Annotated in this window: 20 protein-coding genes; 15 read left to right on the top strand and 5 right to left on the bottom strand. The window is 54.1% G+C overall.

The window, feature by feature from the left end:
* Window positions 1-72: 72 nt before the first annotated feature.
* Entirely contained in the window at window positions 73-1,032 is a 960-nt protein-coding gene (locus tag AC3ISI_RS16830; protein ID WP_489332946.1) for a glycosyltransferase family 2 protein, read from the bottom strand.
* Between the two features lie 779 nt (window positions 1,033-1,811).
* On the opposite strand from AC3ISI_RS16830, the gene AC3ISI_RS16825 reads away from it, so the two are divergent.
* From AC3ISI_RS16825 to AC3ISI_RS16805, 5 genes are all read left to right on the top strand, one after another.
* A complete protein-coding gene (locus AC3ISI_RS16825; RefSeq protein ID WP_489332945.1) occupies window positions 1,812-2,297 on the top strand; it encodes a hypothetical protein in 486 nt (161 codons plus the stop codon).
* A gap of 405 nt (window positions 2,298-2,702) precedes the next feature.
* Window positions 2,703-3,248 carry a polysaccharide biosynthesis/export family protein gene (locus AC3ISI_RS16820; protein ID WP_489332944.1) on the top strand — a complete coding sequence of 182 codons (546 nt, stop codon included), beginning with the start codon at window positions 2,703-2,705 and terminating at the stop codon, window positions 3,246-3,248.
* Between the two features lie 26 nt (window positions 3,249-3,274).
* The gene (locus AC3ISI_RS16815; protein ID WP_489337735.1) at window positions 3,275-4,390 is read left to right on the top strand and encodes a porin family protein; all 1,116 of its coding nucleotides are present in this window, start codon (window positions 3,275-3,277) and stop codon (window positions 4,388-4,390) included.
* 21 nt (window positions 4,391-4,411) lie between these two features.
* Complete coding sequence (locus AC3ISI_RS16810) at window positions 4,412-5,977, top strand: GumC family protein (protein ID WP_489332943.1); 1,566 nt, start codon at window positions 4,412-4,414, stop codon at window positions 5,975-5,977.
* An 11-nt stretch (window positions 5,978-5,988) separates the two neighbouring features.
* Window positions 5,989-6,777, top strand: coding sequence for a CpsD/CapB family tyrosine-protein kinase (locus AC3ISI_RS16805; RefSeq protein ID WP_489332942.1), 789 nt, complete (start codon window positions 5,989-5,991; stop codon window positions 6,775-6,777).
* A gap of 47 nt (window positions 6,778-6,824) precedes the next feature.
* On the opposite strand, the gene galE is transcribed toward AC3ISI_RS16805, so the two are convergent.
* From galE to AC3ISI_RS16790, 3 genes are all read right to left on the bottom strand, one after another.
* Window positions 6,825-7,802 carry a UDP-glucose 4-epimerase GalE gene (galE, locus tag AC3ISI_RS16800; RefSeq protein ID WP_489332941.1) on the bottom strand — a complete coding sequence of 326 codons (978 nt, stop codon included), beginning with the start codon at window positions 7,800-7,802 and terminating at the stop codon, window positions 6,825-6,827.
* A gap of 94 nt (window positions 7,803-7,896) precedes the next feature.
* The gene (locus AC3ISI_RS16795; protein ID WP_489332940.1) at window positions 7,897-10,581 is read right to left on the bottom strand and encodes a glycoside hydrolase 5 family protein; all 2,685 of its coding nucleotides are present in this window, start codon (window positions 10,579-10,581) and stop codon (window positions 7,897-7,899) included.
* Window positions 10,582-10,585: 4 nt separating this feature from the next.
* Entirely contained in the window at window positions 10,586-12,118 is a 1,533-nt protein-coding gene (locus tag AC3ISI_RS16790) for an O-antigen ligase family protein (RefSeq protein ID WP_489332939.1), read from the bottom strand.
* A gap of 91 nt (window positions 12,119-12,209) precedes the next feature.
* Between AC3ISI_RS16790 and AC3ISI_RS16785 the strand changes: the two genes are divergently transcribed.
* From AC3ISI_RS16785 to AC3ISI_RS16745, 9 genes are all read left to right on the top strand, one after another.
* Complete coding sequence (locus AC3ISI_RS16785) at window positions 12,210-13,589, top strand: oligosaccharide flippase family protein (RefSeq protein ID WP_489332938.1); 1,380 nt, start codon at window positions 12,210-12,212, stop codon at window positions 13,587-13,589.
* Between the two features lie 324 nt (window positions 13,590-13,913).
* On the top strand, window positions 13,914-15,356 hold the full coding sequence (locus AC3ISI_RS16780; protein ID WP_489332937.1) for a GMC oxidoreductase: 1,443 nt from the start codon (window positions 13,914-13,916) through the stop codon (window positions 15,354-15,356).
* Window positions 15,357-15,488: 132 nt separating this feature from the next.
* Window positions 15,489-16,577 carry a glycosyltransferase family 4 protein gene (locus tag AC3ISI_RS16775; RefSeq protein WP_489332936.1) on the top strand — a complete coding sequence of 363 codons (1,089 nt, stop codon included), beginning with the start codon at window positions 15,489-15,491 and terminating at the stop codon, window positions 16,575-16,577.
* Window positions 16,578-16,648: 71 nt separating this feature from the next.
* Window positions 16,649-17,743: an acyltransferase family protein gene (locus AC3ISI_RS16770; protein WP_489332935.1), complete on the top strand. Its 1,095-nt coding sequence runs from the start codon at window positions 16,649-16,651 to the stop codon at window positions 17,741-17,743.
* A gap of 58 nt (window positions 17,744-17,801) precedes the next feature.
* Window positions 17,802-18,470 (top strand): ABC transporter ATP-binding protein, encoded by a 669-nt coding sequence (locus AC3ISI_RS16765; RefSeq protein ID WP_489332934.1) that lies wholly within the window; start codon window positions 17,802-17,804, stop codon window positions 18,468-18,470.
* A 1-nt stretch (window position 18,471) separates the two neighbouring features.
* Window positions 18,472-20,943 (top strand): ABC transporter permease, encoded by a 2,472-nt coding sequence (locus AC3ISI_RS16760; protein WP_489332933.1) that lies wholly within the window; start codon window positions 18,472-18,474, stop codon window positions 20,941-20,943.
* Entirely contained in the window at window positions 20,933-21,997 is a 1,065-nt protein-coding gene (locus tag AC3ISI_RS16755) for a lipocalin-like domain-containing protein (RefSeq protein WP_489332932.1), read from the top strand. Before AC3ISI_RS16760 ends, AC3ISI_RS16755 begins: the two co-directional genes overlap by 11 nt.
* 62 nt (window positions 21,998-22,059) lie before the next feature.
* Window positions 22,060-22,302 carry a hypothetical protein gene (locus AC3ISI_RS16750; protein ID WP_489332931.1) on the top strand — a complete coding sequence of 81 codons (243 nt, stop codon included), beginning with the start codon at window positions 22,060-22,062 and terminating at the stop codon, window positions 22,300-22,302.
* A gap of 210 nt (window positions 22,303-22,512) precedes the next feature.
* Window positions 22,513-23,097, top strand: coding sequence for a hypothetical protein (locus AC3ISI_RS16745; RefSeq protein WP_489332930.1), 585 nt, complete (start codon window positions 22,513-22,515; stop codon window positions 23,095-23,097).
* A gap of 582 nt (window positions 23,098-23,679) precedes the next feature.
* On the opposite strand, the gene AC3ISI_RS16740 is transcribed toward AC3ISI_RS16745, so the two are convergent.
* Window positions 23,680-24,195: an Hcp family type VI secretion system effector gene (locus AC3ISI_RS16740; protein ID WP_007948242.1), complete on the bottom strand. Its 516-nt coding sequence runs from the start codon at window positions 24,193-24,195 to the stop codon at window positions 23,680-23,682.
* 415 nt (window positions 24,196-24,610) lie between these two features.
* Here AC3ISI_RS16740 and AC3ISI_RS16735 point away from each other — a divergent pair, with 415 nt between their 5' ends.
* Window positions 24,611-25,288: a type 1 glutamine amidotransferase domain-containing protein gene (locus tag AC3ISI_RS16735; RefSeq protein WP_489332929.1), complete on the top strand. Its 678-nt coding sequence runs from the start codon at window positions 24,611-24,613 to the stop codon at window positions 25,286-25,288.
* Window positions 25,289-25,321 lie beyond the last annotated feature (33 nt).

The raw sequence follows: 25,321 nt of genomic DNA, 5'->3' as shown, positions 1-25,321 counted from the left end.
CACGAAAGGAACTATAGTCGCATTTGGCCATTGCGCTAGCCGCGCTACGCAGGCAAGCAGACAATCGGATTTTCATCGGGAACGCTTGCCCGACTTCACAATCAGTGCCGCCACACTGCGCCACGAACTGATGTCAAAAGGCATGTGCGTCAGTGCTCGGATTCCCAATGCTATGGCGTCCAATTTATTACCGCTTTGATGAGTACGCCATGCAGACCCCATTAGCATCCCCCCTATCTGTTTCGCTGCACTACTAGCACTGTCGGCGCTACCATCGGGAATTGTTGGCGGCTGCTCGCGCTGAAGATCATCTTGGCCATACAACTTGCGCTGAACTTGAAACTGTCTGGCCATATCCTCGAAGAAAATACGCTTTGAATTGTTTTGTGTATGCGTTATCGACGCTTCATGTAATCTGTATTCGTAGGCTATTCGAGGTAAGTACATGACTCGACCGGAATTGGCTAAGCGCAGCTGATAGTCGATGTCCTCACCCGTCTCAAAATAGGGTCTGAATCCGCCGACCCGATCAATTGCACTTTTGCGAACTGCATAGGTGCAAAAATGCGTTCTCGTGCACCCTAAATTGAGCTCCTCAGTGATATCTTCGCCGATTTCACCGGTCTCTAGCTGGGTGAGGAGTAGCCCTGATTCATCTAGTGCAGTAAATCCCCCACACACAGCCGCATAATCTTGATTGTTGTCAAGCCACGTTACTTGATGGTCGATTCGGCTAACCGGGTAAAGATCATCTGCATCGCAGCGCATGACGATGTCTCCCCGTGCCAACGCCAGGCCGATGTTTAAGGCTGCGGCAATGCCTTTGCCCGGTCCATCTACGACTTGGATTCGCTCATCCTTGATATTCAACACCAATTCCAATGAGCGGTCGGTAGACTTATCGTTGATGACAACGACTTCTAAGCTAATGGTAACTTCGCGCAATATTGACGTCAGTGCCTGAACAACGAATGGGGCTGCATTGCGCATGGGAACAAGTACGCTAACCTTCGGGACAGTGTTAGTTTTCAAATTAGGTTCTTCCCCTGCGGTTCAAGTGATTTCAATATTGAAACAAGCAGCAGGTTCCATCCTTCGATTGAAACGGCTGGAGTATGACAGCCTCCCATTCGTAGCAAAGATGCCATCATCTGCTGCCGACTATTCCATGCGCCCCTGCCATATTGAACTCCAAATTGCTTTTGCAAGGCACGATTACTCCCCGGGCTTGAGTGTAGGCCAACCATCTTCTCTACGGGCTGTCTTCGTAGCTCCGGGGAATGAGCTCCAATGCATACGATGCGTAGAATCACCAAGATCCTGGCGCTTGCCAGACTCATTGTGAACAGCACTTGTGCTTCGAGGCGCTGCTCATCCATTTTCGTAGGGCTTCCGTTCATCTGATTGACGGCTTGGATTTTGAATTGTTCGGAATGAATTGGGTACTCAACGAAAAGTACATGGTAGTGAAAGAATTGAGAATAATAGTTATTAACGTGACAGGACAACGTGAGATTTGTTTTCAAAATCAACGCTAACTTTCTAAAAGATAACAATAAAGCCATTTGTGGCAGTAATGATTTGCAGGTTTACCGGAATCCGGGTTGTTTCATGGGAAACAGTCCATCCGCCAATAACGGAGTCATTTGTCGTGTCGATATTTTGACGGTGTTCGACGTGTTTTTTATTTCTGCGTATTGTCGTGACGAGCTATTGACGTGATGGCTATGTGCTTATACGCTCAATTTAGCCTAGTGAAGATCTCCTCCGTCCGACAATTGAAATAACCTCCTGTGCAGGAAGGCTGTGCTATGCGCCCACCACTTTTCCTTCAGTTATTACTGCTAGTGATGCTCTTTAACGGCGCGGCTGTTTTTAATGCTCAGGCGACCAGTTTTTCCAATGAAAATAGGCACATAAGCAAATCTTGTGATGCTTTAAGTGCTGCGGTTGACGGGGTTCTTGAAGCACATTCGGGTAGCGAGCTACTTATTTTTGGAGGCACCCTTGGCGTGCACTCGTTGATCAGCGATCTCTATTCCGCCGGCACTCAAACTGCCCAACTCAGCAGTGTCATTCATGAGACGGACTCAACGAAAGGTGTCAATGTTTCGCCCTTTGACGGCTTAGTGGCGGCGGTAACCATTGATCAGGTGATGGTTGACCACAATGTCCGGGAGACAGGTTTGACCGGCACATCGAATCAGCCGAAAGGCGTAGCGCCTTCTGCTCTTGCATGGCTATTTTCTTCTGCGTTATTTGGTTTTGTTGTCGTAGCCAATCGACGAAAAGTGTAATTTCTGTCTTCATTTTTCGGCGATGCCAGTCTGACGGTAATTTTTTTGTCGTTCGAATATAGGCATTTCAAATTCGATTGATTGAAGTAAACGTCGACTGGTTTTCTGACAAAAGCACGCAAAGGGGGAATAGCTGTGGCTGGCGGTGTTTCAGTTGAACAGGATTTTCGGTCGACCATGAGGCAGTTAATTTGACGTGGAAAAGCCATCGGGGACTTGTTTAGATGCAAACCATTGTTAAATATTAAAATTTCGCTCTCTGAGGCCATGCTAAATGAAATTTACAGCCGATAAGCTCGATGCCGGTGCTGTCTTAAGGTTTCGTTGGCACGAAATGGGGGAGAGTGATTTGACTCCGTTTTTGTGTGAGACTCCTTGCACGGCTGCTTAGGCGGAGGGATCCCAATGTTGCGTTTTTTGTTATCTGCACTCTGTGCGCTGGTTGTTTGGCCCAGCATCACCAGCGCCAACGAAAAAACCTCGGCTTACCTGCTAAATCCCGGGGATGTCATTCTTGTTTCCGTTTGGCGCGAGGAGACTCTAAAAGAGGAAGTGCATGTACTTCCCGATGGCAGCATCACTTTTCCGCTGGTGGGGCGAGTTGCGGTTGCGGGGCTTGATTCCACGGCAGTCGAAAAAATAATTGCCAAAAAGCTCGAAGAGTTCATACCCGATGCGAACGTGAGCGTTGTCGTCAGCGACCCCAAGGGCAATATAGTCTACGCGCAGGGCAAAGTGCTGAAACCCGGTTCAGTGCAGTTGGCAGGTCCAACGGCAGTACTGCAAGTGTTGAGTCTGGCGGGTGGGCTCGACAAATTCGCGGACAAAGACGCCATAAAAATTGTGCGCAACAAACAGGTACTGCCCGTCCATTACAACGATTTGATCTCCGGGCGTGATATGTCCACCAACTATGAACTCCAAGCCGGCGATACGCTGGTCGTGCCTTGATTTTGCGCGAGGTATTGGGGTTTAACGTGCTTGTACTGCGAAGGACCGGGCTTGCGACGGCGATCTTTATTTTGCCGTGTTCAGGGGCGGCCTATGCTGCCACCTGGCAATCAGCAATCGCTCTGCCAACGACTGTAGAACACGATAGCAATCCACTGCTTGTTGGGACCAACGAGAAGGCGGTAACTCGCACGATTATCGCTCCCGATGTGAGCTTCGTCGGGACTTCCGACCAGGATCAGTTGAATATCGGTCTCGGATTGAACATCGTGCGCTCGTCTGATACATCCGTCGTTAGCAACCGTGAAGACCCCAAACTGCTTCTAGGGTGGCAACGTGAAACCGAAAAAGGAGCGTATGGACTTACGGCGAGCTATGTCGAGACCTCGACGCTCTCCAGTGTGGTCCAGGAAACGGGGGTGATTGCCGCCGATGGTACGCAAAAGCAATATTCGTTGGGCGGCAATTGGCGCACCGCGCTTAGCGAACGAAGTACCTTGGTCAATGAGACTGAATACTCAGACTTCAAATACGATATTAATTCGCTGACCAGCTATGACGAGCTTTCGAACCGCCTGAGCTTGAATTATGACTGGAGCGAACGCGTCGTACTCGTCACGCGTTTCTCAGCGAGTCGCTATGAGCCTGAGTCGGGCTCCGGGCTTGTATCCTCAAACAGCTACACTCCCACTGTCGGTTTTAACTTTAAAATCTCCGAGCAGCTGGAGGGGGCCGTGTACGCTGGTGTCAACCAGGTAACGGGTACGGATAGCAATCCCACAGGCCAAGGCGGGTTCACGTTGCACTATGCCGGCGAACGCTTTGACACAACGCTCGACGCCAGTCGCAGTACGATCGCCAATGGCGATGGCGGGTTCGTCGAGAGCGATAATCTGCGGGGTACATGGAGTTATTCCATCGACGAACTCAGTCGTACCGGTCTGGATGCCTCATGGCAAAAAAACAAAGGCGATACGTCCAATACCCTGCGAAATATCAATGTCTGGGCCAGTCGAGAGCTCTCACCTTTTTGGGTAGCGCGCCTATTCTTCACTTACAAACAACGCCAGGAAGATGGTGTGCCGGATGCCAGCGCTAACATCGTCGGCTTGGCCTTGACCTATAGTTACTTCGAACTCTGAAAATTCAGCTTTGTGAGAACTATGGCCTCTGAATACGAAATGTCGGTCAACGACTACATCGCAATCATCAAGCATCGAGCCGTGTTGGTGACCGTGACTATCGCGGCAATACTCGGGGTGAGTGTCTTGGCCGCGATGTCCATCCCTCCCGTCTATGAGTCGTCCAGTACTATTCTGGTTGAGTCCCAGCAGATCTCGCCAGACCTGGTTGCGGCAAACAATAATACCTTTGCCGATGAGCGCATCGAAGTCATTCGCCAGCGCGTGATGACCCGCGAGCACCTGCAAGAGATCATCGACAAATACAATTTGTTTCCTTCGCAAGGCCAGCAGTTGAGCGTCACCGAGAAAATCGATGAAATGCGCAATGCGATTGCCGTTTCCCTCGTCAGTGCTGCCGTCAAGGGGCGCGGAGAGGTGACCATTGCGTTCCGCGTTGGCTTTGAACACCGGCAACCAGAGATCGCCAACAACGTAGCCAACGAGCTGGCGACACTGTTTCTGAATGAAAACATCAAGCAGCGCACCGAAAGAGCCAGTGAGACGACGGAGTTCCTGACGCAGGAGGCAGACAAACTCAGGGTTGAACTGGAAACCCTGGAGAACCGGCTGGCGGACTTCAAGCAGGCTCACAGCAACGCGCTGCCTGAGCATCAGAAATTGCGTATGGATATGCTGTCGCGCGCCGAAACCGAGCTTAAGGAAGTCGACCGCGACTATAAGGCTGCCCGTGAGGAATTGCGCTTCAATGAGTTGGAGGTTTCTGCCGCCAGTGCCGGAGTCACGACCAAACCCGGGGCGTATGGTGCGACAGCCGAGAAGCCGCAGGATCTGGGTAGCCTCAAGGCGGAGTACACCAGATTGCTGTCGATCTACACGCCAGCTCACCCTGATGTGCGCGCCGTCAAACGCAAAATTGCTGCACTTGAGGCTGCCCAGGGTAGCGGGGCAGGTGCAGTGAGCCCGGTGAGTCTGGATGTTGCCAAGGCGCAGGCCCGGGTCGCGGCTTCAGAAGCGCGCATCAAGTCGTTGGCCGATCAGAAGCGGGAAACACTCGGCAAAATAGAAGCCTACGAGGCGCAGATTCTTGAGACGCCGCAAGTCGAGCGCGGTATGGTCACGCTGATGCGTGATCATGAAAACGCTCGTAAAAAATATGAGGAGATTCGCACTAAGGAAATGGGGGCGAAAATTTCAGAAAGCCTGGAACAGGAAAACAAGGCCGAGCGTTTTGTTCTTCTTGAGTCGCCGCTGATGCCCGAGAAGCCAGTCAGGCCCAACCGTAAGAAAGTGGTTGCCATGGGCTTTGTGCTCGCCCCGGTAGGCGCTGGAGCATTGGTCATGCTGCTGGAGATGCTGAATCAGCGCGTGCGTGGTGTTGAGGCGCTGGCCAGTGTGCTGGGTCGACGCGTATTGGGCACCATTCCCTACATTCACACCAAGGCGGAACTCGCACACCACAAGCGGTTGCGAAAGCTTCTGATCCTCTTTGGATTTGTGTTGATCGCGTGCCTATTGATCCTCGTGCACTTTTTCTACATGCCGGTGGACCAGATGGTATTCAAGGCTCTGGCGCGGTTTCGATAAGGTATACAGTCATGGAAATCAAGTCAGCGAGCGATAAAGCCGAGCAACAGCCTTCGTCAAGTCTCGTGATCACAACGGCGGGGCAGTCTCCAGCGCTCAATGCCCTCAGTTATGTGCAAACCAAGGTTGTACCTTTGCGGGCAGACCACCTTGAGCGTCATCGCATTGTGGCTTACAACAAAAATTCGAGTATGAGCGGGGCTTTCGATTTGCTGCGCACGCAGGTTTTGAAAGCTATGGAGGAAAATGGCTGGCGCACGCTTGCCATCACCTCACCGACCCCGGACTCAGGTAAAACGGTAGTGGCGATCAACCTGGCGATGAGCATCGCGCATCACACCACCAAGACGGCGTTGCTGGTGGACTTCGACTTGCGTCGTCCGATGGTGGGGGTCTGCCTGGGACTTCCGATGGAAAAGTCGCTCAATGAATTGCTCGCCGATGAAGCTGAGCTGCAGGACGTGCTGGTCAATCCGACCTTGCCGCGATTTGTAGTCCTGCCGACACGCGAGCCGATTCCTCTCTCGGCAGAGGTGCTGTCATCACCCGCGGTGAGCTATTTGATTAGCGATCTTCGCGAGCGCTACGACTCTCGTATTGTGATTTTCGACTTGCCACCGGTGTTGAGTTCGGACGAGGTGATTACGGTCTTGCCTAAATTCGATTGCGTCCTGCTTGTGGTCGCCAACGGCATGAACAGCAAGAAAGAGATCGAGGAAAGCCTGCATCACCTGGCGACAGCCAATCTGATCGGCACAGTGCTAAACAAAGCCGAGCCCCAAAACCGCTCTTACTATTAGTCGTACTGCGTGCGCCTATAGCGCTCGGTTTTCACCAGCACCGACGTTCAATTCCAAGGATACTTCTGCTCCCAGATCCAGGCGTGCGCCACTATCTGTTCTAGTGAGGAAAATCGCGGTTGCCAGCCAAGCAATGTATTGGCCCTCCGGGAATCAGCCACCAGGCGAGGCGGATCCCCGGCCCGTCGCGGCGCTTCGCTCACGCAAATATTTTTCCCGGTCACATAGCGCGCGGTTTCAATCACTTGCTGTACAGAGAAACCCTGGCCGTTGCCGAGGTTGAACGCCGTGCTTGCACCTCCATCGTGCAAGTAGTCGACGGCAAGCGCGTGAGCCGCAACGAGATCGACAACGTGGACATAGTCGCGAATGCAGGTACCGTCAGGCGTGTCGTAATCACGGCCATAGACGGTGATTGATGGGCGCCTGCCAGAGGCCGCTTGCAGGATCAGTGGTAACAGGTGTGTTTCCGGTTCATGACGTTCACCCAGCTGTCCTTCAGGGTCTGCACCGGCGGCGTTAAAGTAGCGCAGGCAGACAGATTTGAGCCCGTATGCGCGGTCGAAGTCTTCAAGCACCTGCTCCACCATCCACTTGCTGCGACCATAGGGACTGATCGCAGCCTTGGGATGCTCCTCATCGACAGGTACATACACCGGGTCGCCATAGACGGCGGCGCTCGAGGAAAAAATGAAGTTTTTAACGCTGGCGCGAACCATGGCTTTTAGCAGCGTCAGGGTAGCGCAAACGTTATTTTGATAGTACTTGGCAGGTTCAGTGACGGACTCGCCCACCTGTGTAAAAGAGGCGAAGTGGAACACAGCATCAAAGTGGTGTTCCGCAAACAGGGCGTCCAGCGCTTGCTCGTTGGCAATGTCCAGTTCGACCAGTTTTGCGCCCATCAACGCGCCGCGATGGCCTGTTGAAAAGTTATCGGCCACCACCAGTTCGTGACAGGCGCCCATTAGCTGCTTGACCATGTGAGAGCCAATATAGCCCGCGCCACCAACAACCAAAAATTTCATACCGATCTCCGCTTCCCTGGACACTATTGCTGTGCAAGCACCGATTGAAACGTCAGTGCGATCCGGCTGAATATCGCGTTAAAAGATAAGTTGGCTATTGAGTCTCCGATGCGCTGGATGATGATTTGTTGGCAGGGCTTGGCTGCGTGTTGCTTGAGGCTGTGGCTTGAGTGGCGTCTTTTTTCAAAAACAACCAGTTCGACGCCTGTAGGCCGTCGAACTTGATTGTATAGCGGCCATCACGGTAGGTAGCAGGCAGTTTTTTCATTTGCCCAAGAGTGCCGTGGGTGAACAGTGTCAAGTATTGCGGCGCCTGTATGGTCAGCGTTCCTTCGAGGGGCTCTACATAAAAAGGTGTTTTACCATCGTCCTGGGGGACGGCGCGGGTACCCAGCGAAATCATTAAATCCTGCGATAGGCTCACAGGCGCGGCGTCCAGGCTTTGCACTACCACACTGGCATAAGCCGTCTTCACTTGAACCTGGATGGCACCAAGGCTGATCGACTCGCCGCCGATCCAGCCGGTGGCGGCCTGGGTGCGCGGCGTATTGATGGTGTAGATGCCTTGTTTCCAGTTGCGTTTGAGCTCGCCCGTATCTGTCGTGGACTCGTCGGCATTGGCATCTAGTAGCGACTGGTTAGGGTCGTGATACTCCTGCGCATTGCCTGCGATAACGCTCTGTTGCAACCAGGGCAATTCTGGTGTCTGTGGCATGGCAATTTGCAGCTTGCCTTTCTCCATCGCAGTACGCAGCAGAGCAGAGTTAGTCGGTGTGATCAGTTGGTTGAACAGGGTGTCTGGCGTCGGAGCGAAGATATAGGTCGTGCTGGCTTCGCGAACATCAGCGCGGCGATAGAGCAAAGCGGCGGCAGGCATTGTGGCCAGCAGTGCGGGGTCGTTATAGGCGTGCCAATTGCTGGCAGTCATCCATTCCCCGGATAGCGGTTCCTGACTGTAGGCAAATTGCATCAACGCATCCCAGCCTTGGTGGCTGGCGGTGCCGGCGATATACAGTGGCAGCGAGTGGCGGTCGGGTGTCGGGAAGGGTTCATTGTTCCACTCGGTGACGGTCAGAGGTTTGCCCGTGACTTGGCCGGCAGCGATCCAGTTGATTAAGCCGTCGCTGGTGAGCGGGTTTTTCTCCAGCTGCCCATGGCCGCCGTAGCTGTGGGCGTCGATTACGTCGCCGGAAGTAAGGGCCGGCAGGGAGCTGAGGCCTTCACCGCCCCAGGTACTGGTTGTGGCGATAGGGACCTTCACTCCCACATCACGTAGGTACTGAATCATGTCTACGTCGAAACGTCGTTCCAAATCATTGAGGAACAGTTTGGAGGGCCCGTGCTCCCAGGAGCGCCAGGTTTTGCTGGACGATAGATTGTGCTGGTTGGCAAACGCTGCGGCTTCGGCCATGTAAATCTTGTTGTGCTTTGGAACGTTCTTGTCGGGTAGCAGGGCATTACCAAAGTGATGGGTAATGTCATTTTCGTTGGTAATCAATATTGCGGCGATCGCCGGATCGTCTTTGTAGGCGAGGCCGGTATAGGGGTTTACATGGGTCAAATAGGCTTTGGCAAAACGCTTCATCGCCTGTTGAATGGTGATATTTACGTAGGCGTAGCCCTTGAGATCGGCGTGGTTACTGCTGTTCTTTGGCATTTCTTCGAAGCCATAAATGTTGTCTTTTGCAGTAAGGGATCGCTCGACGTGCATATCGAGCCATACATAAATGCCCTCGTCTTTGAGGCACTTTATCCACCAGTCAATTTTTCTCAGCGACTCCGGGTTAAGTGTTTGGGTGTCCTGCGTGAGGTTAGGGTCGCCAAAAATGTTGGGACTGACCCATGGTGAGTCATGGTGGTGTAGTCGCAGGAGATTGAAACCAAGTGCGGACAGGCGTTTAGCCTGCTGCTTGATTTCATCGTCTGGCGTGCGGAACAACGCGTAAGACGTGATGTTGGTACCCCAGAAGCGCGCCGGGGTGTTGTCGGCGAATCGCAGTTGCTCGCCGGACGCTTTGACGAAACCGCGCTTGCCTGCTGGTTTTTCGTCAGCGTTGAGAAAGGACAGATCGACCGGTGAGGTTTTCCAATCAAGCTTGTCACTAGGCCAGCTCTTTGGGTCCGCCAGACCGAAGCGTTCGGTAGTGGTGGGGCCAAGTGCCACATCGCCCGATATGCTTAAGGTAGCTTTGAAATTCTGATGACCGGGCTTGATCGTGTTTTTGTAGAAAAAAGCACGCACTTCAGATCGACTACCCGGTTCAAAGTACACACTCGCCAGCCCAGGTTCAAAACGCATCTCGATGTGCCGCCCTTGTGCATTCCCCCATGACCAGCCTCTGTTGTCTGGGAGTAAAACCGGCTCGCCCATTTCTCCCGAGAAAAGGGCAGGGTCGAACTTGAAGACGATACCCCCACCCATGACGTTCAACTTCGTGCTATGCGCATTTAGGGCAAAATCCCAAATCAGTTGCTGCTCGCTTTCTTTCTGGATTTTCGTAGCCAGGTCGAAATCCAGTGCTTTGTTCTGGCCTGAGAGGGAGTATCTGTAGGGGGCGTCTATCTTGAACTCGGTTGGAAAACTCACCCAGCCCCAGTTGCCCTCAAAGAAGGTGAATGAAGAGGAAACAACGGGACTGCCGCCGTGGATCAGAACTGGCAGGCCATTTTGATCATCGACACTTACGATCCAGCCTGACGCCCAGGCGCTATACGGCCAAATTACAAAAGACAAAAGAACCGGAACCAGCAAACGGGTGCGGCGAAAAAATTTGGCCATGGGGCTACCGGAGTTGGAGACTGGCACCGGCACTCGCAGTGGCGGCGGTCGAGGAGTGTTTGAGCCTGCGCACCATCTGAGCATAAGCAACGCCTAGTCCGGCCACCGACCAGTACACCACGGGGATCACTGTAATACTGCTAACGGTAATGATAGTGATCAATATCCCGGCCAGGGCTGCCAGGAGCGCGCGTCCAAGTCGACATGCCTCTTCGTCTTTGTTGGGGAACGAACGCATTGCCTTGCGGATGCTGAACAGTACAGTGACAAAAAAAGCCACGAACAGCGTCAACCCAACCAGTCCAAACGACAGCGCTACGCCGATATAGGTGTTTACGATATCGATGATTCCGTCGCCCTGAATCATGGATTGCATTTCTGGTGTGTTGCGGTAATCAAAGGAGCCCAACCACAGGTTGCGCTGGATAACGATCAATGCGTTGTCAATCAAGCGCTGTCGGTATGTAATGTTTTCTACATCTACAGTGCCGATGAACGGTAGCAGATCAAGCACCTTTGTCCCGCCAGGCACAATAGCCAGCAGGGGAAGGGTAAGGACTCCGGCGATCGCCAGTAGCATCAGGCGTTTAAAAGCGCTCCGGCCGGTTGCGATGAACACTGTGATCATTGTGGCTGCGCCAATCCAAGGGCCTCGCGATAGGGGGGCAATCAGTCCACCTGCGAGCAGGAGCGCACCCAAGAGTTGCTGAAATCGGCTGCGTACATCCTTTTGCAAGAACAGGTAAAAACCTATCGCTACACTGATGACAAATCCCAGCGCAATGGCTTGGCCGGTGGTGGCGCTGGCACGCAGTGAGCCTCCACGGCTCAAGTAGCCAGACATTTCCCAGTGTATGCCCAAGGCGTCGATCAGCGCGTTGTAGAGCAGCCAATTGCGAGTAAATTCGAAGAGACCAATCAGTGACAGCACCATGGCGGCGAGTACAAAACCCAACAGGGCGTCCTTGAAGTCGCTGAGTTTCTTGAGGCCCCGACTGGCGACGTAGTAAGGCAAAAAAACATCGATGAACAGGTATAGCGTCTGGCGCAATGTGTCGGTGACCGTGGTTTCGCGCAGGTAAATCAGACTCGTCAGTAGCAGGTTGGCCGCTAACAACTTATCAGGCCAGGTGCGTCCGAAAGTGGCGGTGTCTGTTTGCCTGCGTAGCGCGAAAAAAGCGGGAAGCAACACGCACAATGCCAGCAGACGAAGATGGCTAAGGGCAAAAAAATAATTGATCAGGCCCAAGCCTGGAATTTCTGCCGGAGCCGGTGGGATGAGAAACAGCAGGATAAAAAACAGCGCTACGGGGTTGCGTTCGCTTTTTCGTGCGAAGGTCAAAACGATGGCAGCAATACCTGCATAAACCCAGAAACTGTGCGAAACAAAGGCCAGTATCGTCAACACGAACCAAAGATTGCGGCGACGAGTGAAATCACGATCAGCCATCAGGTCGGCTGCTGATCGACGTGCGAGCGCAAAAACGATGCCGGCAATAACCAGAATGGGAATTAACGCGCGAAGGTGCTCAGGCATAGGTTTTTGGGCTTATGATTGATGAGCGACTAGTGGAATGGCCAAATGCGACTATAGTACCTTTCGTGTCATTGAGTCCGGGGTAGTTGTAATGCCTTCAGTTGATTTATCGCCGTCGTTGAGCCTAAGCAAGCGTGCGATATCTGCTGGGGCATGGAATCTGGGGGCCCTTGTTACCTCTCAAGCCATTCGATTGGGTGGCAACCTGGTGATGGCGCGGCTGCTAATGCCGGAAATGTTTGGCATCATGGCCATCGCCACCACCGTGTCGCTGGTTCTGCACTTGCTGTCCGATGTCGGCTTGCGCCAGAACATCATCCAAAGTCCAAATGGCGACGATCCGGTGTTCCTTAATACGGTGTGGACCGTGCAGATTGTGCGCGGAGTCGTCCTTTTTGCGTCGACACTTCTCATCGCAGGCTTCGCCTGGTTAGCGCAAACCCTCAACCTGTGGTCGATCAACTCCACCTATGCCGCACCGGAGTTGCCCATGGTGTTGGCACTCACCGGTTTCTCGGCAATCCTCTATGGTTTTCAGTCGACGAAAGTGGACTTGGCAGTGCGCGCTTTCCAGCAAAAGAAAGTGGTGTTCGCCGATTTTGCAGCTCAGCTTGCAGGCCTTCTGGTCTTGCTGACCGTCGGTTACTTCACCCGGTCTATCTGGTCGCTGGTGGCAGCAGGTCTAGTAGCAGCGTTGGTCAGCACTCTGCTGGGGCATTTCTGGTTTGAGGGGCCGTCCAACCGTCTACTGTGGGACCGTTCTGCGCTCAAAGAGTTGGTCGTTTTCGGCCGATGGATGCTGTTGTCTTCGGCAGTGGGCGTACTGGCCATGTACGGTGATCGCATCTGGTTCGGCGGCAGCATGTCCGCCACCGAAATGGGTGTCTACTCTATTGCCGTGTTGATTTTGGGCGCTCTTCAAACTGGAATGCAAAGGTTGGTCGGGGCCGTGGCCCTGCCGGTATTCAGTGAAGCCTCAAGAACACATGACACCGCACGGCTACACGCTTTGTATTACCGCTTCAAATTGGGGTTCGATCTGGCCTCGCTGTTTTTCTGTGGACTGTTCTGGACCGGCAGTCCGCTGCTGATCAGCATCTTGTACGATCAGCGGTATGCCCAGGCCGGCCATATGCTGGCCATTCTTTCACTTTCTTTTTTCACAATGCGCTTCACCGTGGCGCATCAAGTCTGGCTTGCCTTGGGACTCACAAAATACCAAGCCATGGACAACATCATTCGCGTAGTCTCCTTATGGGTGCTACTGCCCCTTATGCTGGCGATTGGCGGAGTCGAATATGCGATTTGGGGCGTCGCCTTGCATGCGTTTCCTACGCTCATTCTGGTTTTTTATGTCAATTGCCGTTTGGGGTTGTTCAATCTCAAGCGCGAACTTGTTGTGCTGCCAATGCTGGCGGTGGGGGCTTTGTGCGGGGAGTTGTTGTCGAGTCTTGCTCAGGCTTTGATTTGATCGATTTCTCTTGTCGTTTTCAAAGTTGTGGCTCGGCGCCGCCATTGGGGTATTGATGAAGGCCTGCAAAATTGTGGCCTTGATGCGTAGTTGAAATTTCCAACTCAATCTTGATGTGGGGGAGCTTTGAATCATGAGAGCACCTGATTTTAAAACCTCTGTGATGGGTCGCAGAGGCTTCCTTCAGGCGTTTGCCCTGTTGAGCCTTGGGGGGCTCATGTTTGGTGTTTCCAAAGCCGTTGCTCGGCCTTCTATGGTTAAGTCTGACTTTGTTGTCATCAATGGATGGGTACTGCCTGCCCAGTATTTTCGGTAAATACAGACATGATCAAAGACTACCAATCGCAGAAAGAACTCCGCGACTCCTATGATTTCTGCATTGTAGGGGGGGGGCCAGCTGGCATTACGCTGGCCTTGGGTTTGGCCGGCAATGGCCGCCGGGTGGTAGTTGTCGAGGGCGGTGGACACGAATATTCACAGAACTCGCAGAGCCTCTACAAGTGCCCATCATCAGGGCTTGACGTCTACGCCGAGGAAACGCGCCTGCGGTATCTTGGCGGCACCTCCAATCATTGGGCCGGGCGATGCCGTCCCTTCGAGCGGTCTGACTTTACCATAGGCCCTCCGGTGCATTTACCCGGTTGGCCCATTGCGTTTTCCGAGATCGAACGTTATCTGCCAGCGGCCATGGATATCGTGGATCTTCCGTCACACTCTGAATTCAAAGCCATCAATGCGACTTTGGATAACACCGACTTTGAGGCTGATCGTTTCTTACTAAGCCCACCGACACGCTTTGCACAAAAATATGCCAAGGAACTCAATGAGACCGAAGGGCTTGATGTGTTCATCAATTGCAACTGTGTCGATCTTGAGTTTGATAACAAGACCGGCAGCATTGCGGCCATAGTCGTGTCGGACTATGAGCTGCATCGGGAGCGAGTCATTGCCAAACAATTCATTCTGGCGACGGGCGCAATCGAGAATGCCAGGCACCTTCTCAATAGTGAGTCTCTGGTCACTGGCGGTATCGTAAGCAACGATGGTTTCGTCGGTAGATGTTTCATGGAGCACCTGAACGTAGAACTGGGTACCTTCATCTTGAAAGACGGGCAGGGAACAGATTCTCGCCAGTACTTCACGACAGATACATTCGTGATTGCAAACAGCTCGGGCAAAGGGAACGTGACTGCCTCGCTTGTATCTGAAGTGAAGTCCTATGGGCGAATGGCCGCCATCAAGGGCTTTTTCGAGAACCTCATCTGCGAAGCAGGAGAGGAGCATAAGATTGAATTTATCACCAAGTTCAATTGCCCCGGGGATGGAGTAATCGGCACGTTGATTGAACAGTTTCCCAACCCGAACAGCCGCGTGACCTTACTCAAGGATCGAGATGCGTTAGGGATGAGGAAGCCAACGGTTCATTGGGAACTAAGCCCTGCGGACCGTAATACCATCAAGTCTATAGGGCTCGAAGTGGCGAAATGTTTTGCTGAAGCTGGACTGGGTTTTGTCAAGCTAGAAACGTGCGTTTATGACATGGACTTGCCACTGAAGGTCAGTCCCCATGCACATCATATGGGGACCACACGGATGGCAACTTCGCCTGAGTTTGGAGTTGTTGACGAGAACTGCAAAGTGTTTGGTGTAGCGAATCTTCACGTTGCAGGCAGTAGTGTTTTTTCTACAGGTGGTGCCAGCAACCCGACAATGCCGCTTTTGCAACTAACTCTAAGGCTGGTTGAACATTTGAATAGTATGAGCTAGTGCGCCTGAGGCGGAACATTGGCTTTTTCCTGTTTGATGCTCGTCGAGAGGTGGCTCGATATCACGTCAATTGACTGGGTGTGTGTTGGATCTTAATAGACAGCCTCTGATTTTCAGGGGGAGGATGTTCTAATGAAAGTGGTTTTTGTATTGCCTGTAGCGAGCATGGCTGGCGGGATTCGCGTCGTTGCAATTTACGCCAAGGCATTATCTGACGCTGGACATGATGTGACACTTGTTTCCTTGCCATCGCCTCCCATTCCGCTGCGCAGAAAAGTAAAACGTTTCATAACGGGTAAGGGTTGGCCGAAAAACAAGAAAATCTCATCTCATTTAGACGGCCTTGGCCTTGATCACCGAGTGATAGAAAAATATAGGCCGATTTTGGATTCGGATGTTCCAGATGCAGATGTTGTCATTGCGACGTGGTGGGAAACAGCTGAGTGGGTAAATTCTCTAAGTCGGTCCAAGGGTGTAAAAGTGTATTTTGTGCAAGCGCATGAAACTTTCACTTTTTGCCCGATCGATAGAGTCATGGCAACCTATAAAATGCCTTTGCATAAAATAACCATTTCTAAATGGTTGGTAGATGTCATGCGTGTGGAGTATGGCGACTCGAATGTTTCTTTGGTGTTGAACGGTGTCGATCATCGGCAATTTTTTTCCGCGCCAAGGGGGAAACAGCAGCGCCCAACCATCGGCTTCTTGTACCATGAAGCGCCATTAAAGGGCTTTGATGTTGCGCTCGAGATTGTATCTTTGCTAGAGGAAAAATTCCCGTCGCTTCGAGTTATAACGTTTGGAAGTTCTCCACCCAGTGATTTGTTTAAGTTGCCAGCAAGACTTGAGTTTCATCTTGCCCCCGATCAAGAGCGTATTCGTGATCTTTATGCTCAATGTGATGTCTGGCTTTCAGCAAGCCGGAGTGAAGGTTTTAACCTGATGGCGATGGAAGCAATGGCCTGTAGGGTTCCGGTAGTTTCAACACGTACGGGATGGCCGCTGGAGGCAATATCTTGTTTCGAAAACGGTGTGCTGGCAGATATTGATGATCGTGTTGCCTTGGCTCGTGCTGTTGAGCAGATTTTGATTATGGATGAGTTGAAGTGGCGTGCGATTTCAGAGAAGGCCTATAAAACTGTGGCTTTAAGTTCTTGGGAAAACTCTGCAAAATTATTTGAAGCTACTCTTTGTAATGCGTGTGCGAACTGTTCGTCTTAGTAAGGCGCTTTCCGCGTTGAGGTCGAACTCACAACATGATCGACATCAGTGGAAAGAGGGAGGAGGCAGGAATGAGTGGAATCGCCATTGATGATAAGCATCGCCTCGCCCTAGTTGATGCATTACGATGCTTTGCAGCCCTTTGGGTGGTTCTGTTTCATTTGTCCGAGGGGAAACATATTCCAACCCTTCTAGCGGCAATACCGGGCTGGTTGAAATACATGGTTTTTGACGCTGGTCACTTGGGCGTGCCTGTTTTTTTCGTATTAAGCGGGATCGTGATGGCGGTCACAACATTTACCGTGCCGATGCATACTGCGAACGCCAGGAATTTTGTGGCACGCCGTTTAGTGCGGCTTGCTCCGCCATACTATGTTGCCGTTGCACTGGGTGTGCTTGTGATTGTCGCAAAGCATACTTCAGGGCAAGACGGGATTGAAATTCCTGGTGTCACGGACATTCTCGCGCACTTGGTGTTTCTTCAAGGTGTCCTTGGCATCGAAAACATCATAACGGTGTTTTGGACACTTTGTATTGAGGTGCAGTTTTATATCGTATTTGCCGTACTACTTTGGCTATCTGAACAAGTCAGAGGCGGCAAGGCTATGCAGGCGCGAAATATTGCGATTTGGGTCAGTGCATTGTTGGCGCTACTTTGGCCTGTCGGGCTTATTCATTCTATTGGTTGGCAAGGTGGATTTATCGCGTTCTGGTTCAGTTTCATGGCAGGGGTGCTGTGTGCTCAGATACTTAGAGGCTCGAAGCAAAACCGATATGTTGCCGTTGGGTACTGTACATTAGTCCTCTTCATCGGCGCGGCCAGTCAAAACTCATTTACAATAGCTGTCGGATTGACGGGTCTTTTGTTTTGTTTTTTGGTTAGCGGTACTTTGGCTCTTGGTTTTTTGTCCAGCTATCCTGTACAAAAAATTAGCTTGATATCCTACAGTCTCTATTTATTTCATCCCCCGGTAATAGGAACATTTATGCGCCTTTTCCGGCGCATCATGCCGACCGGCTTAACTTCGGACCTATTAGCGGCTGTCCTTGCAGTGGCGGCCTGCATCGCATTTTCAGCCATCACATACATACTGATCGAACGACCCGCAATCGCATGGAGTAGGCGCATCAGGTTTAAACGCACTGAAGCCGCCGTGCTCAATTAGACGTACGCTACTTTCATCATGGTGCGTTCGCGCTCACGCTTCTTAAACGGGTTTGCCCATGCTCCAGGTCCAAGGCGTCTTCAAAAGCTACGCCACCCCGCAAGGTCCACTGCCGGTGCTGCTAGGCGTCGACCTGACCCTGAAACCTGGCAGCAGCATGGCGCTGATGGGCGAGTCGGGCAGCGGCAAAAGCACTTTGCTGCACTTGATTGCGGGGCTGGACAAGGTCGACCGGGGCAGCATCCGCAGCGCTGAATATCGGCTGGAGCAAATGACCGAAGCGCAATTGGCTCACTGGCGGCGCACCGAAATCGGCCTGGTGTTTCAACAGTTCAACCTGATCGGCAGCTTGCGGGTCGAGGACAATCTGGCCTTTCAGGCGCGGCTGGCCGGTCGCCATGATCCGCGCTGGCAGGCGCATCTGGTGCAGCGATTGGGCTTGAGTGATGTGCTGCAGCGCTATCCGGAGCAACTGTCCGGCGGCCAACAGCAGCGAGTTGCGTTGGGGCGCGCGCTGGCGTCAAAGCCGAAACTGCTACTGGCCGACGAACCCACCGGCAGCCTCGATGAAGCCACCAGCGACGAGGTGCTGAAGCTGCTCCTGGAATTGCTCGACGACACGCCGACCACATTGTTGATGGTCACTCACAGCCCACGGGTTGCTGCGCGACTGGCGGAAAAAGTGGTGTTGCACGGTGGTCGTCTGGCCGGCACGGACGAGCGCTGAGGTGCGGGTTTTTCGCGAGACACTACGGGCACTGCTCAGTCATTGGTGGCAGCACCCGGTGCAATTTTTCAGCGTACTGACCGGGCTCTGGCTCGCTACCAGTTTGCTGACCGGCGTACAGGCGTTGAACAGTCAGGCACGGGAAAGCTATGCCCGAGCCAGTCAGTTGATCGGCGGCGAACCGCAGGCCAGCCTCAGTGCGCCCGGTGGCGGGACGTTTTCTCAGGCGTTGTTTGTCGACTTGCGCCGTGCCGGTTGGCCGGTGTCGCCGGTGCTGCAAGGTCGAGTCATCCTCAAGGGCCATGAAGAGCAGCGCTTGCAGCTGATGGGCATCGAGCCGGTGTCGCTGCCGGCCGGTTCCTCGGTGGCGAGGCAGACGTTGCCGATGGCGCAGATTGTCGAGTTCTTCAGTGCGCCGGGCAGCACCTGGATTTCACCGCAGACGTTGCAGTCTTTGGGGTTGCGCGAAGGTGAACGGCCGACCAGTTTGAGCGGTGTGCCATTACCACCGCTGCACGTTCAAACCGACATGGCCCCCGGCGTGCTGCTGGTGGATATCGGCTTCGCTCAGCAGATTCTCGGTCTGCCGGATCAACTGTCGCGCCTGCTGTTACCCAAAGATTTCAGCGCCTCTTTGCCCGACACGATCAAGGATCAACTCCAGCTCAAGAGCAGCGGTGAAGAGAACAACCTCGCACGCCTGACCGAGAGTTTTCACTTGAACCTCGACGCCTTGGGTTTTTTGTCCTTCGTGGTCGGCCTATTCATCGTCCATGCGGCCATCGGTCTGGCGTTGGAACAACGCCGGGGACTGCTGCGAACCCTGCGCGCTTGTGGCGTCAGTGCGCGAATGCTCATCACATGCCTGGCGGTAGAACTAGGCGGTTTGGCGCTGATGGGTGGCCTCGCCGGCGTGGTCAGCGGCTACCTGTTGGCCAGTGTGCTGTTGCCGGACGTCGCCGCCAGCCTGCGCGGTTTGTACGGCGCCGAAGTGGCGGGGCAGTTGAGCCTCAGCCCGTGGTGGTGGCTAAGCGGTATCGGCCTGAGTTTGCTCGGTGCATTGCTGGCCGGCGCCAACAGTCTGCTGCGCGCGGCGCGTTTGCCGTTGCTGGCACTGGCCGATCCGCAAGCGTGGCATCAGGCTCACGCGCGCTGGCTGCGGCGCCAGGGTTGGGTGGCGGCGACGGCGGCGGTGATTGCGCTAAGCGCCTTGATCTGGGGCGACAGCCTGGCCAGTGGATTTGTGTTGATGGCGACGCTGTTGCTCGGCGCCGCATTGGTGCTGCCCGTGGTACTCAATGCCGTGCTCAACCTCGTCTTGCAGCGCAGTCATTCAGTGCTCGGCCAGTGGTTTGTCGCCGATTGCCGGCAGCAATTGCCGGCCCTGAGCCTGGCCTTGATGGCACTGCTGTTGGCACTGGCGGCCAACATCGGCGCCGGCAGCATGACCGCCGGCTTTCGCCAGACCTTCAGCAACTGGCTCGAACAGCGCCTGACCGCCGAGCTTTACCTCAATCCGCAAACTCCGCTTCAGTCCCGCGAGATGTACACCTGGCTCAAACAGCAGCCGCAAGTCTCGGCGGTTCTGCCCAACTGGCAAGTGTTGATCCAGCTGCAAGGTTGGCCGGCGGACATTTTTGGTGTGATTGATCACCCAACCTATCGCCAGCACTGGCCATTGCTGGAGGCCTTGGACGACAACCCATGGGACCAACTGGCCAAGGACGACGCGCTGATGCTCAGCGAACAACTGGCCCGACGACTCAAGGTGCGCCTCGGCGATCACCTGACGATTCCCACGCCGGGCGGCCCGTGGTCGCCGCGCATCGTCGGTATCTACGCTGACTACGGCAACCCCAAGGGTCATCTGCTGGTCAACGTCAGCCACCTGCTGCTCGGCTGGCCACAACTGGCGCCCAATCGGTTTAATCTGCGCATTGAGCCGGCATCGATCCCCTCGTTCGTCAGCGCATTACAGGCACGCTTCGCGCTCGACGACAGCCGCATCGTCGATCAGGCGCGGCTCAAGGGCTGGTCGACGCAAGTCTTCGAACGCACCTTCGCCGCCACGGCCGCGCTCAACAGCCTGACCCTCTGTGTAGCGGGCGTTGCATTGTTCATCAGCCTGCTGACCCAAAGCCAAAGCCGCCTCGGGCAGCTGGCGCCGTTGTGGGCGCTGGGCGTGACGCGCCAGCAATTGATGCTGCTCAACCTCGGGCAAACCTGGTTGCTGGCGGTGTTGACGCTGGTGCTGGCAATGCCGCTGGGAATCGCGCTGGCGTGGTGCCTGGATGCGGTGATCAATGTGCAGGCGTTCGGCTGGCGGCTGCCGTTGCGCGTCTTTCCGCTGCAACTGTTGCAGTTGATGGGGTTGGCGTTGTTCGCGACGTTACTGGCGTCGGCGTGGCCGTTGTACTCGCTGTATCGAACGCGACCGGCGGACCTGCTGAGGACGTTTGCTCATGAGGATTAAACTCGGTTTGCTACTGGTGATTGTGTTGAGTGGTTGCGACAACTCGGCGCCTGTTGAGAAAGGCTTCGCCGGTCTGGGGCGCGAGGCGGCAGCGTTTACGCCGGTGGTGCCCGGTCGGGTGTTCAGCTTCCCGGCGGATCATGGCCCGCATGACGGTTTTCGCATCGAATGGTGGTACGTCACCGCCAACCTCAAAGACGAGCAGGGCCGTGAATTCGGCGTGCAATGGACGTTGTTTCGCAGCGCCTTGAAAGTAGCGCCCGAGGTGGACGGCTGGGGCAATCAGACGATCTGGCTGGGGCACGCGGCCGTGACGTCGGCGACGGTGCATCATGCGGCCGAACGCTACGCCCGTGGTGGCGTCGGTCAGGCGGGTGTGAGTCTGGCGCCGTTCAATGCCTGGATCGATGACTGGCGCTTCAGCAGTCACAGTTCCGACCTTTTTTCGGATGTTCAACTCAGGGCGCGGGACAAGGAGTTCGGCTACCAACTACACCTGACCGCCACCCGTCCGCTGGTGCTTCAGGGCGATAAAGGTTTTAGCCAGAAATCCGAACAAGGCCAGGCATCGTATTACTACAGCCAACCGTTTTTTCAGGCCCGTGGCTCGCTGGAAATCGATGGCAAGACCTATCAAGTCAGGGGCCCGGCCTGGCTCGACCGCGAATGGAGCAGCCAGCCGCTGACCGCCAACCAGACCGGTTGGGACTGGTTTTCCCTGCACCTGGACAGCGGCGAACAGGTGATGCTTTACCGCATGCGCAACAAGCACGGCGAGCCTTACCTCACTGGCACCTGGATCGACGCCGAGGGGCAGACTCAACCGCTGCACGCCGACGACATTCGCCTCACACCGCAGGACACCGCCAGCGTCGCGGGCCGTTCAATGCCGGTGCGCTGGTCAATCAAAATCCCCGGCAAGCACTTCGACATTACCCTCGACGCCCTCAATCCTAACGCGTGGATGGATTTACGCATTCCGTATTGGGAAGGGCCGGTGCAACTGAGCGGCAGCCATGCGGGGAGGGGCTATCTGGAAATGACCGGTTACTGAGTTGGAACTCTCGGCAGATCGACGTTCTCCTACGTTAACCAACCCGTTCACAGGAGCCCGCCATGAGCGACGACCTCAAACCGCCAGACCTTGCCTCATGGCAACGCCTGTTCGACGATAAAGCCTACTGGCATCAATCCCCCGACGCCCATTATGCCGAACTGCTGCGGGTGGCTGACGACTTGCTGGGGCAGGGTGCCATCGACCTAGAACAGTGGCAGGACTTGAACGCCAAGGTCGAGCAATCGCACAAAGACTCGCCCGCCGTGAACGTCGCCCACGAAGTTGAAGATCCGCAGGCCTGAGGAGGCCCCGACGAACGCGAAAGTGATGCCCTGCGTGCTACTTGGCTGACCTGGCGCAAGGAAAGTGAAAAAAGCACCGAGAACGACGAACCTGACGCAAAAGAAACTGCAAAAACTTCTTGAGGAGCGTCTATGCTCATTGGCACACACCGCGCTGACGCCTGAGCCAGAGCGGTCTGTTGTCATTTATTACCAAGGAATGTATTGCCTATGAAACTCCACGCACTGACCAAAGCCATCACCCTCGCTACCTTGCTGTCTGCTGTCAGCCTTGGCGCCATGGCCGAGGAGATTCCGCTGTCTGCTGACGTGGTAGCGGATCAAATGACCGCAACAGTTGTCTCGGTCGACGCCGCGAAACATCAAGTCGTCCTTAAAGGGCCAGAAGGTAACGAGACCTCTATCCAACTGACTGACAAGGCGAAAAATCTCGGCAAGTTGAAAGCTGGCGATGAGGTCGACATTGAAGTGGCTCACGCCCTCGTAGTCGCCCTCGATACCGACGTCGACAAAGGCCTGCCAGGCACCGCCGAACGCACGGGCGAAGCTCGCGCCGCTCCAGGTAGCGACAAACCGGCCGGCGAAGCTTACCGTCAGGTTCAGGTTAAGCTGAAAATCACCCACATCGACCTGAAGAAACATCAGGTAACCTTCGAAGGTCCGAAGGGTAATTCCAAAACGGTTGACGTCAAAAAACCAGAAATTCAAGCCAAACTCAAAAATCTGAAAGTTGGGCAAAGCGTAATCGTCACCTACACCGATGTTCTGAAAGTGACCAGTAAAGCCAAAAGCTGAGGATTGACGGCATAGACTGATTGTTCTTGTATAACTTTTTTGTACAAGAACAATCAGATTTAATGTTCTGGTTAGTGAGTTTTTGTGAGAGGCGGAATAGTATTTCGACTGACATTTACTTAAACATTATGTATATAAATTCATATTCGTCTCGCGGACATATTCGCAATCTTCTATTAAAATCTACTTGTTCGCCCAGTGTCAGGGCTCTTTACCAGTGCATGGATTGCCGAGGCCATTGCACTGGGCGGACACCTTCTAGAAATAGTGAAAACGAATACAAAAGACGGGCGATCATAGGATCGCCCGTCTTTTTCGGCCTGTACGTATAAGTCAGCCAGCTTTCCTTGCAGACCGGACAGTTTTATATCAATCATTTTTCCATTTTAATTTCGCAGGGCAAGAGGTGATTGCTTAGTTTGTTTCAAGGACTGGCCTCATCTTAATGTTGCAAAATAATTTGCCTGTATCAGTCTCGCCGACTTCGATTCCATTAGCATAAAAAACCCATGCTGAGACTTGGCGGGTTTATCAACACATCGACCAGCAGAGCTGGCCGATGCTTGAGACGGTCGGCCTGATTTAGGCGACCGGCAGGCGCCAGTCATCGGAACCCGAAGTCCCGGATACTTCGTGGGTCCAGGTGATTTTGCGGTAGGTGAACTGCACTTCTTCCAGGTGCGTGAAGTGCGAGTTCGACGGGTCCTGGCAGTTGTGCATTTTGTTGTTGATGGCGACGATGATGGCGTCTTCCAGTTTGGTGGTGTAGTAGTGCTCTTGGGTACCTTGAGCCGAAGTGCGGTACCACTGGATAACGATTTCGCTCATGCGCTCGCCGGAAGTCAGAGCGGCTTGCAGCAGTGGCGAGGACTTGTCGTAGACCTTGGTGATGACCACTGGCTTGTGAACGCGCTGACCGGTTGGTTGGCCGGATTGCGGATCACGCGGGATGATCACGTCGTGGCTGAAAGCCTGAACCATAACCTGGTCTTCGTGACCTTCCTGGTAGGTGTTGCCAACCGAGTCGGCGGTGAACGCGCCGGCAGTGATCAAACCTTGTTTCTCGCCAGTAACGGACATGTACGCTGGTGTAGCCATGGATGTGCTCCTTGCTAAAAAATTAAGAGTGCCCGGGAGGCGGTATCGCCCGGTGGGTGCCTGAGTGTTATCAAGGTCCGTGCCATAAACAATTAAATCCATATAGATCAATTGGTTGTCGGTTATTTTTGACCATTGAAAGGTGTGTCGACGAATAACCCTGAGGAATGTGCGCAAGAACTTGCACACCGATGCGCAACGTTTTGCGCACTCGGCTGGAGGGCCTGCCCGGCCGGGCGATCAGTGTCCAGGTGGGACCTTTCTGTAGGATGGGTGCGCAACTTCTTGCGCATAACGGCCTTGCGCCACCCGTTAAAGGCGCCTGACATCCGGTGCAACGAATGGGCCGGCTGCAGGGTCCATAAACACAGCGCCGTCGAGCGTCCGAACAACCCTGAACCGGAGTGAGAACGACATGAAAATCCTGATGGTTTTAACGTCCCACGATCAATTGGGTGATACGGGTAAGAAAACCGGCTTCTGGCTGGAAGAATTCGCCGCGCCGTATTTCGCCTTCAAGGACGCCGGAGCTCAACTGACCCTGGCCTCGCCCAAGGGCGGTCAACCGCCGCTGGACCCCAAAAGTGACGAGCCGGACGCGCAAACCGAGGCGACGGATCGGTTTAATAAAGACCCTGCCGCTAAATCTGCATTGGCCTCTACTGCGCTGCTGAACAGTGTGAGAGTCGAAGATTACGATGCGGTTTTCTATCCGGGCGGCCATGGTCCACTGTGGGATTTGGCCGAAGACACCTTTTCAATCGCTCTGGTCGAGGCGTTTATCAAGGCAGGAAAACCGGTCGCGGCGGTCTGCCATGCTCCGGGTGTGTTGCGTCACGTCAAAGGCGCGGATGGCCAGCCGTTGGTTAAAGGCAAGCGCGTGACGGGCTTCACCAACTCGGAGGAAGAAGCGGTGCAATTGACGAACGTCGTGCCGTTTCTGGTGGAGGACATGCTCAAGGAGAAGGGCGGGGTTTACTCCAAGGGCGACGATTGGGCGAGCTATGTACTCACGGACGGATTATTGATCACCGGTCAGAACCCGGCGTCGTCCGAAGCGGCCGCCGAGGCGTTGCTGATCAAACTCCGCTAAGCCTGTAGCCGCTGGCAAAGCCTGTGGGAGCGA

Source organism: Pseudomonas sp. GL_139_B, from assembly GCF_057834475.1.
This window is presented reverse-complemented; position numbering and strand designations above follow the sequence as displayed.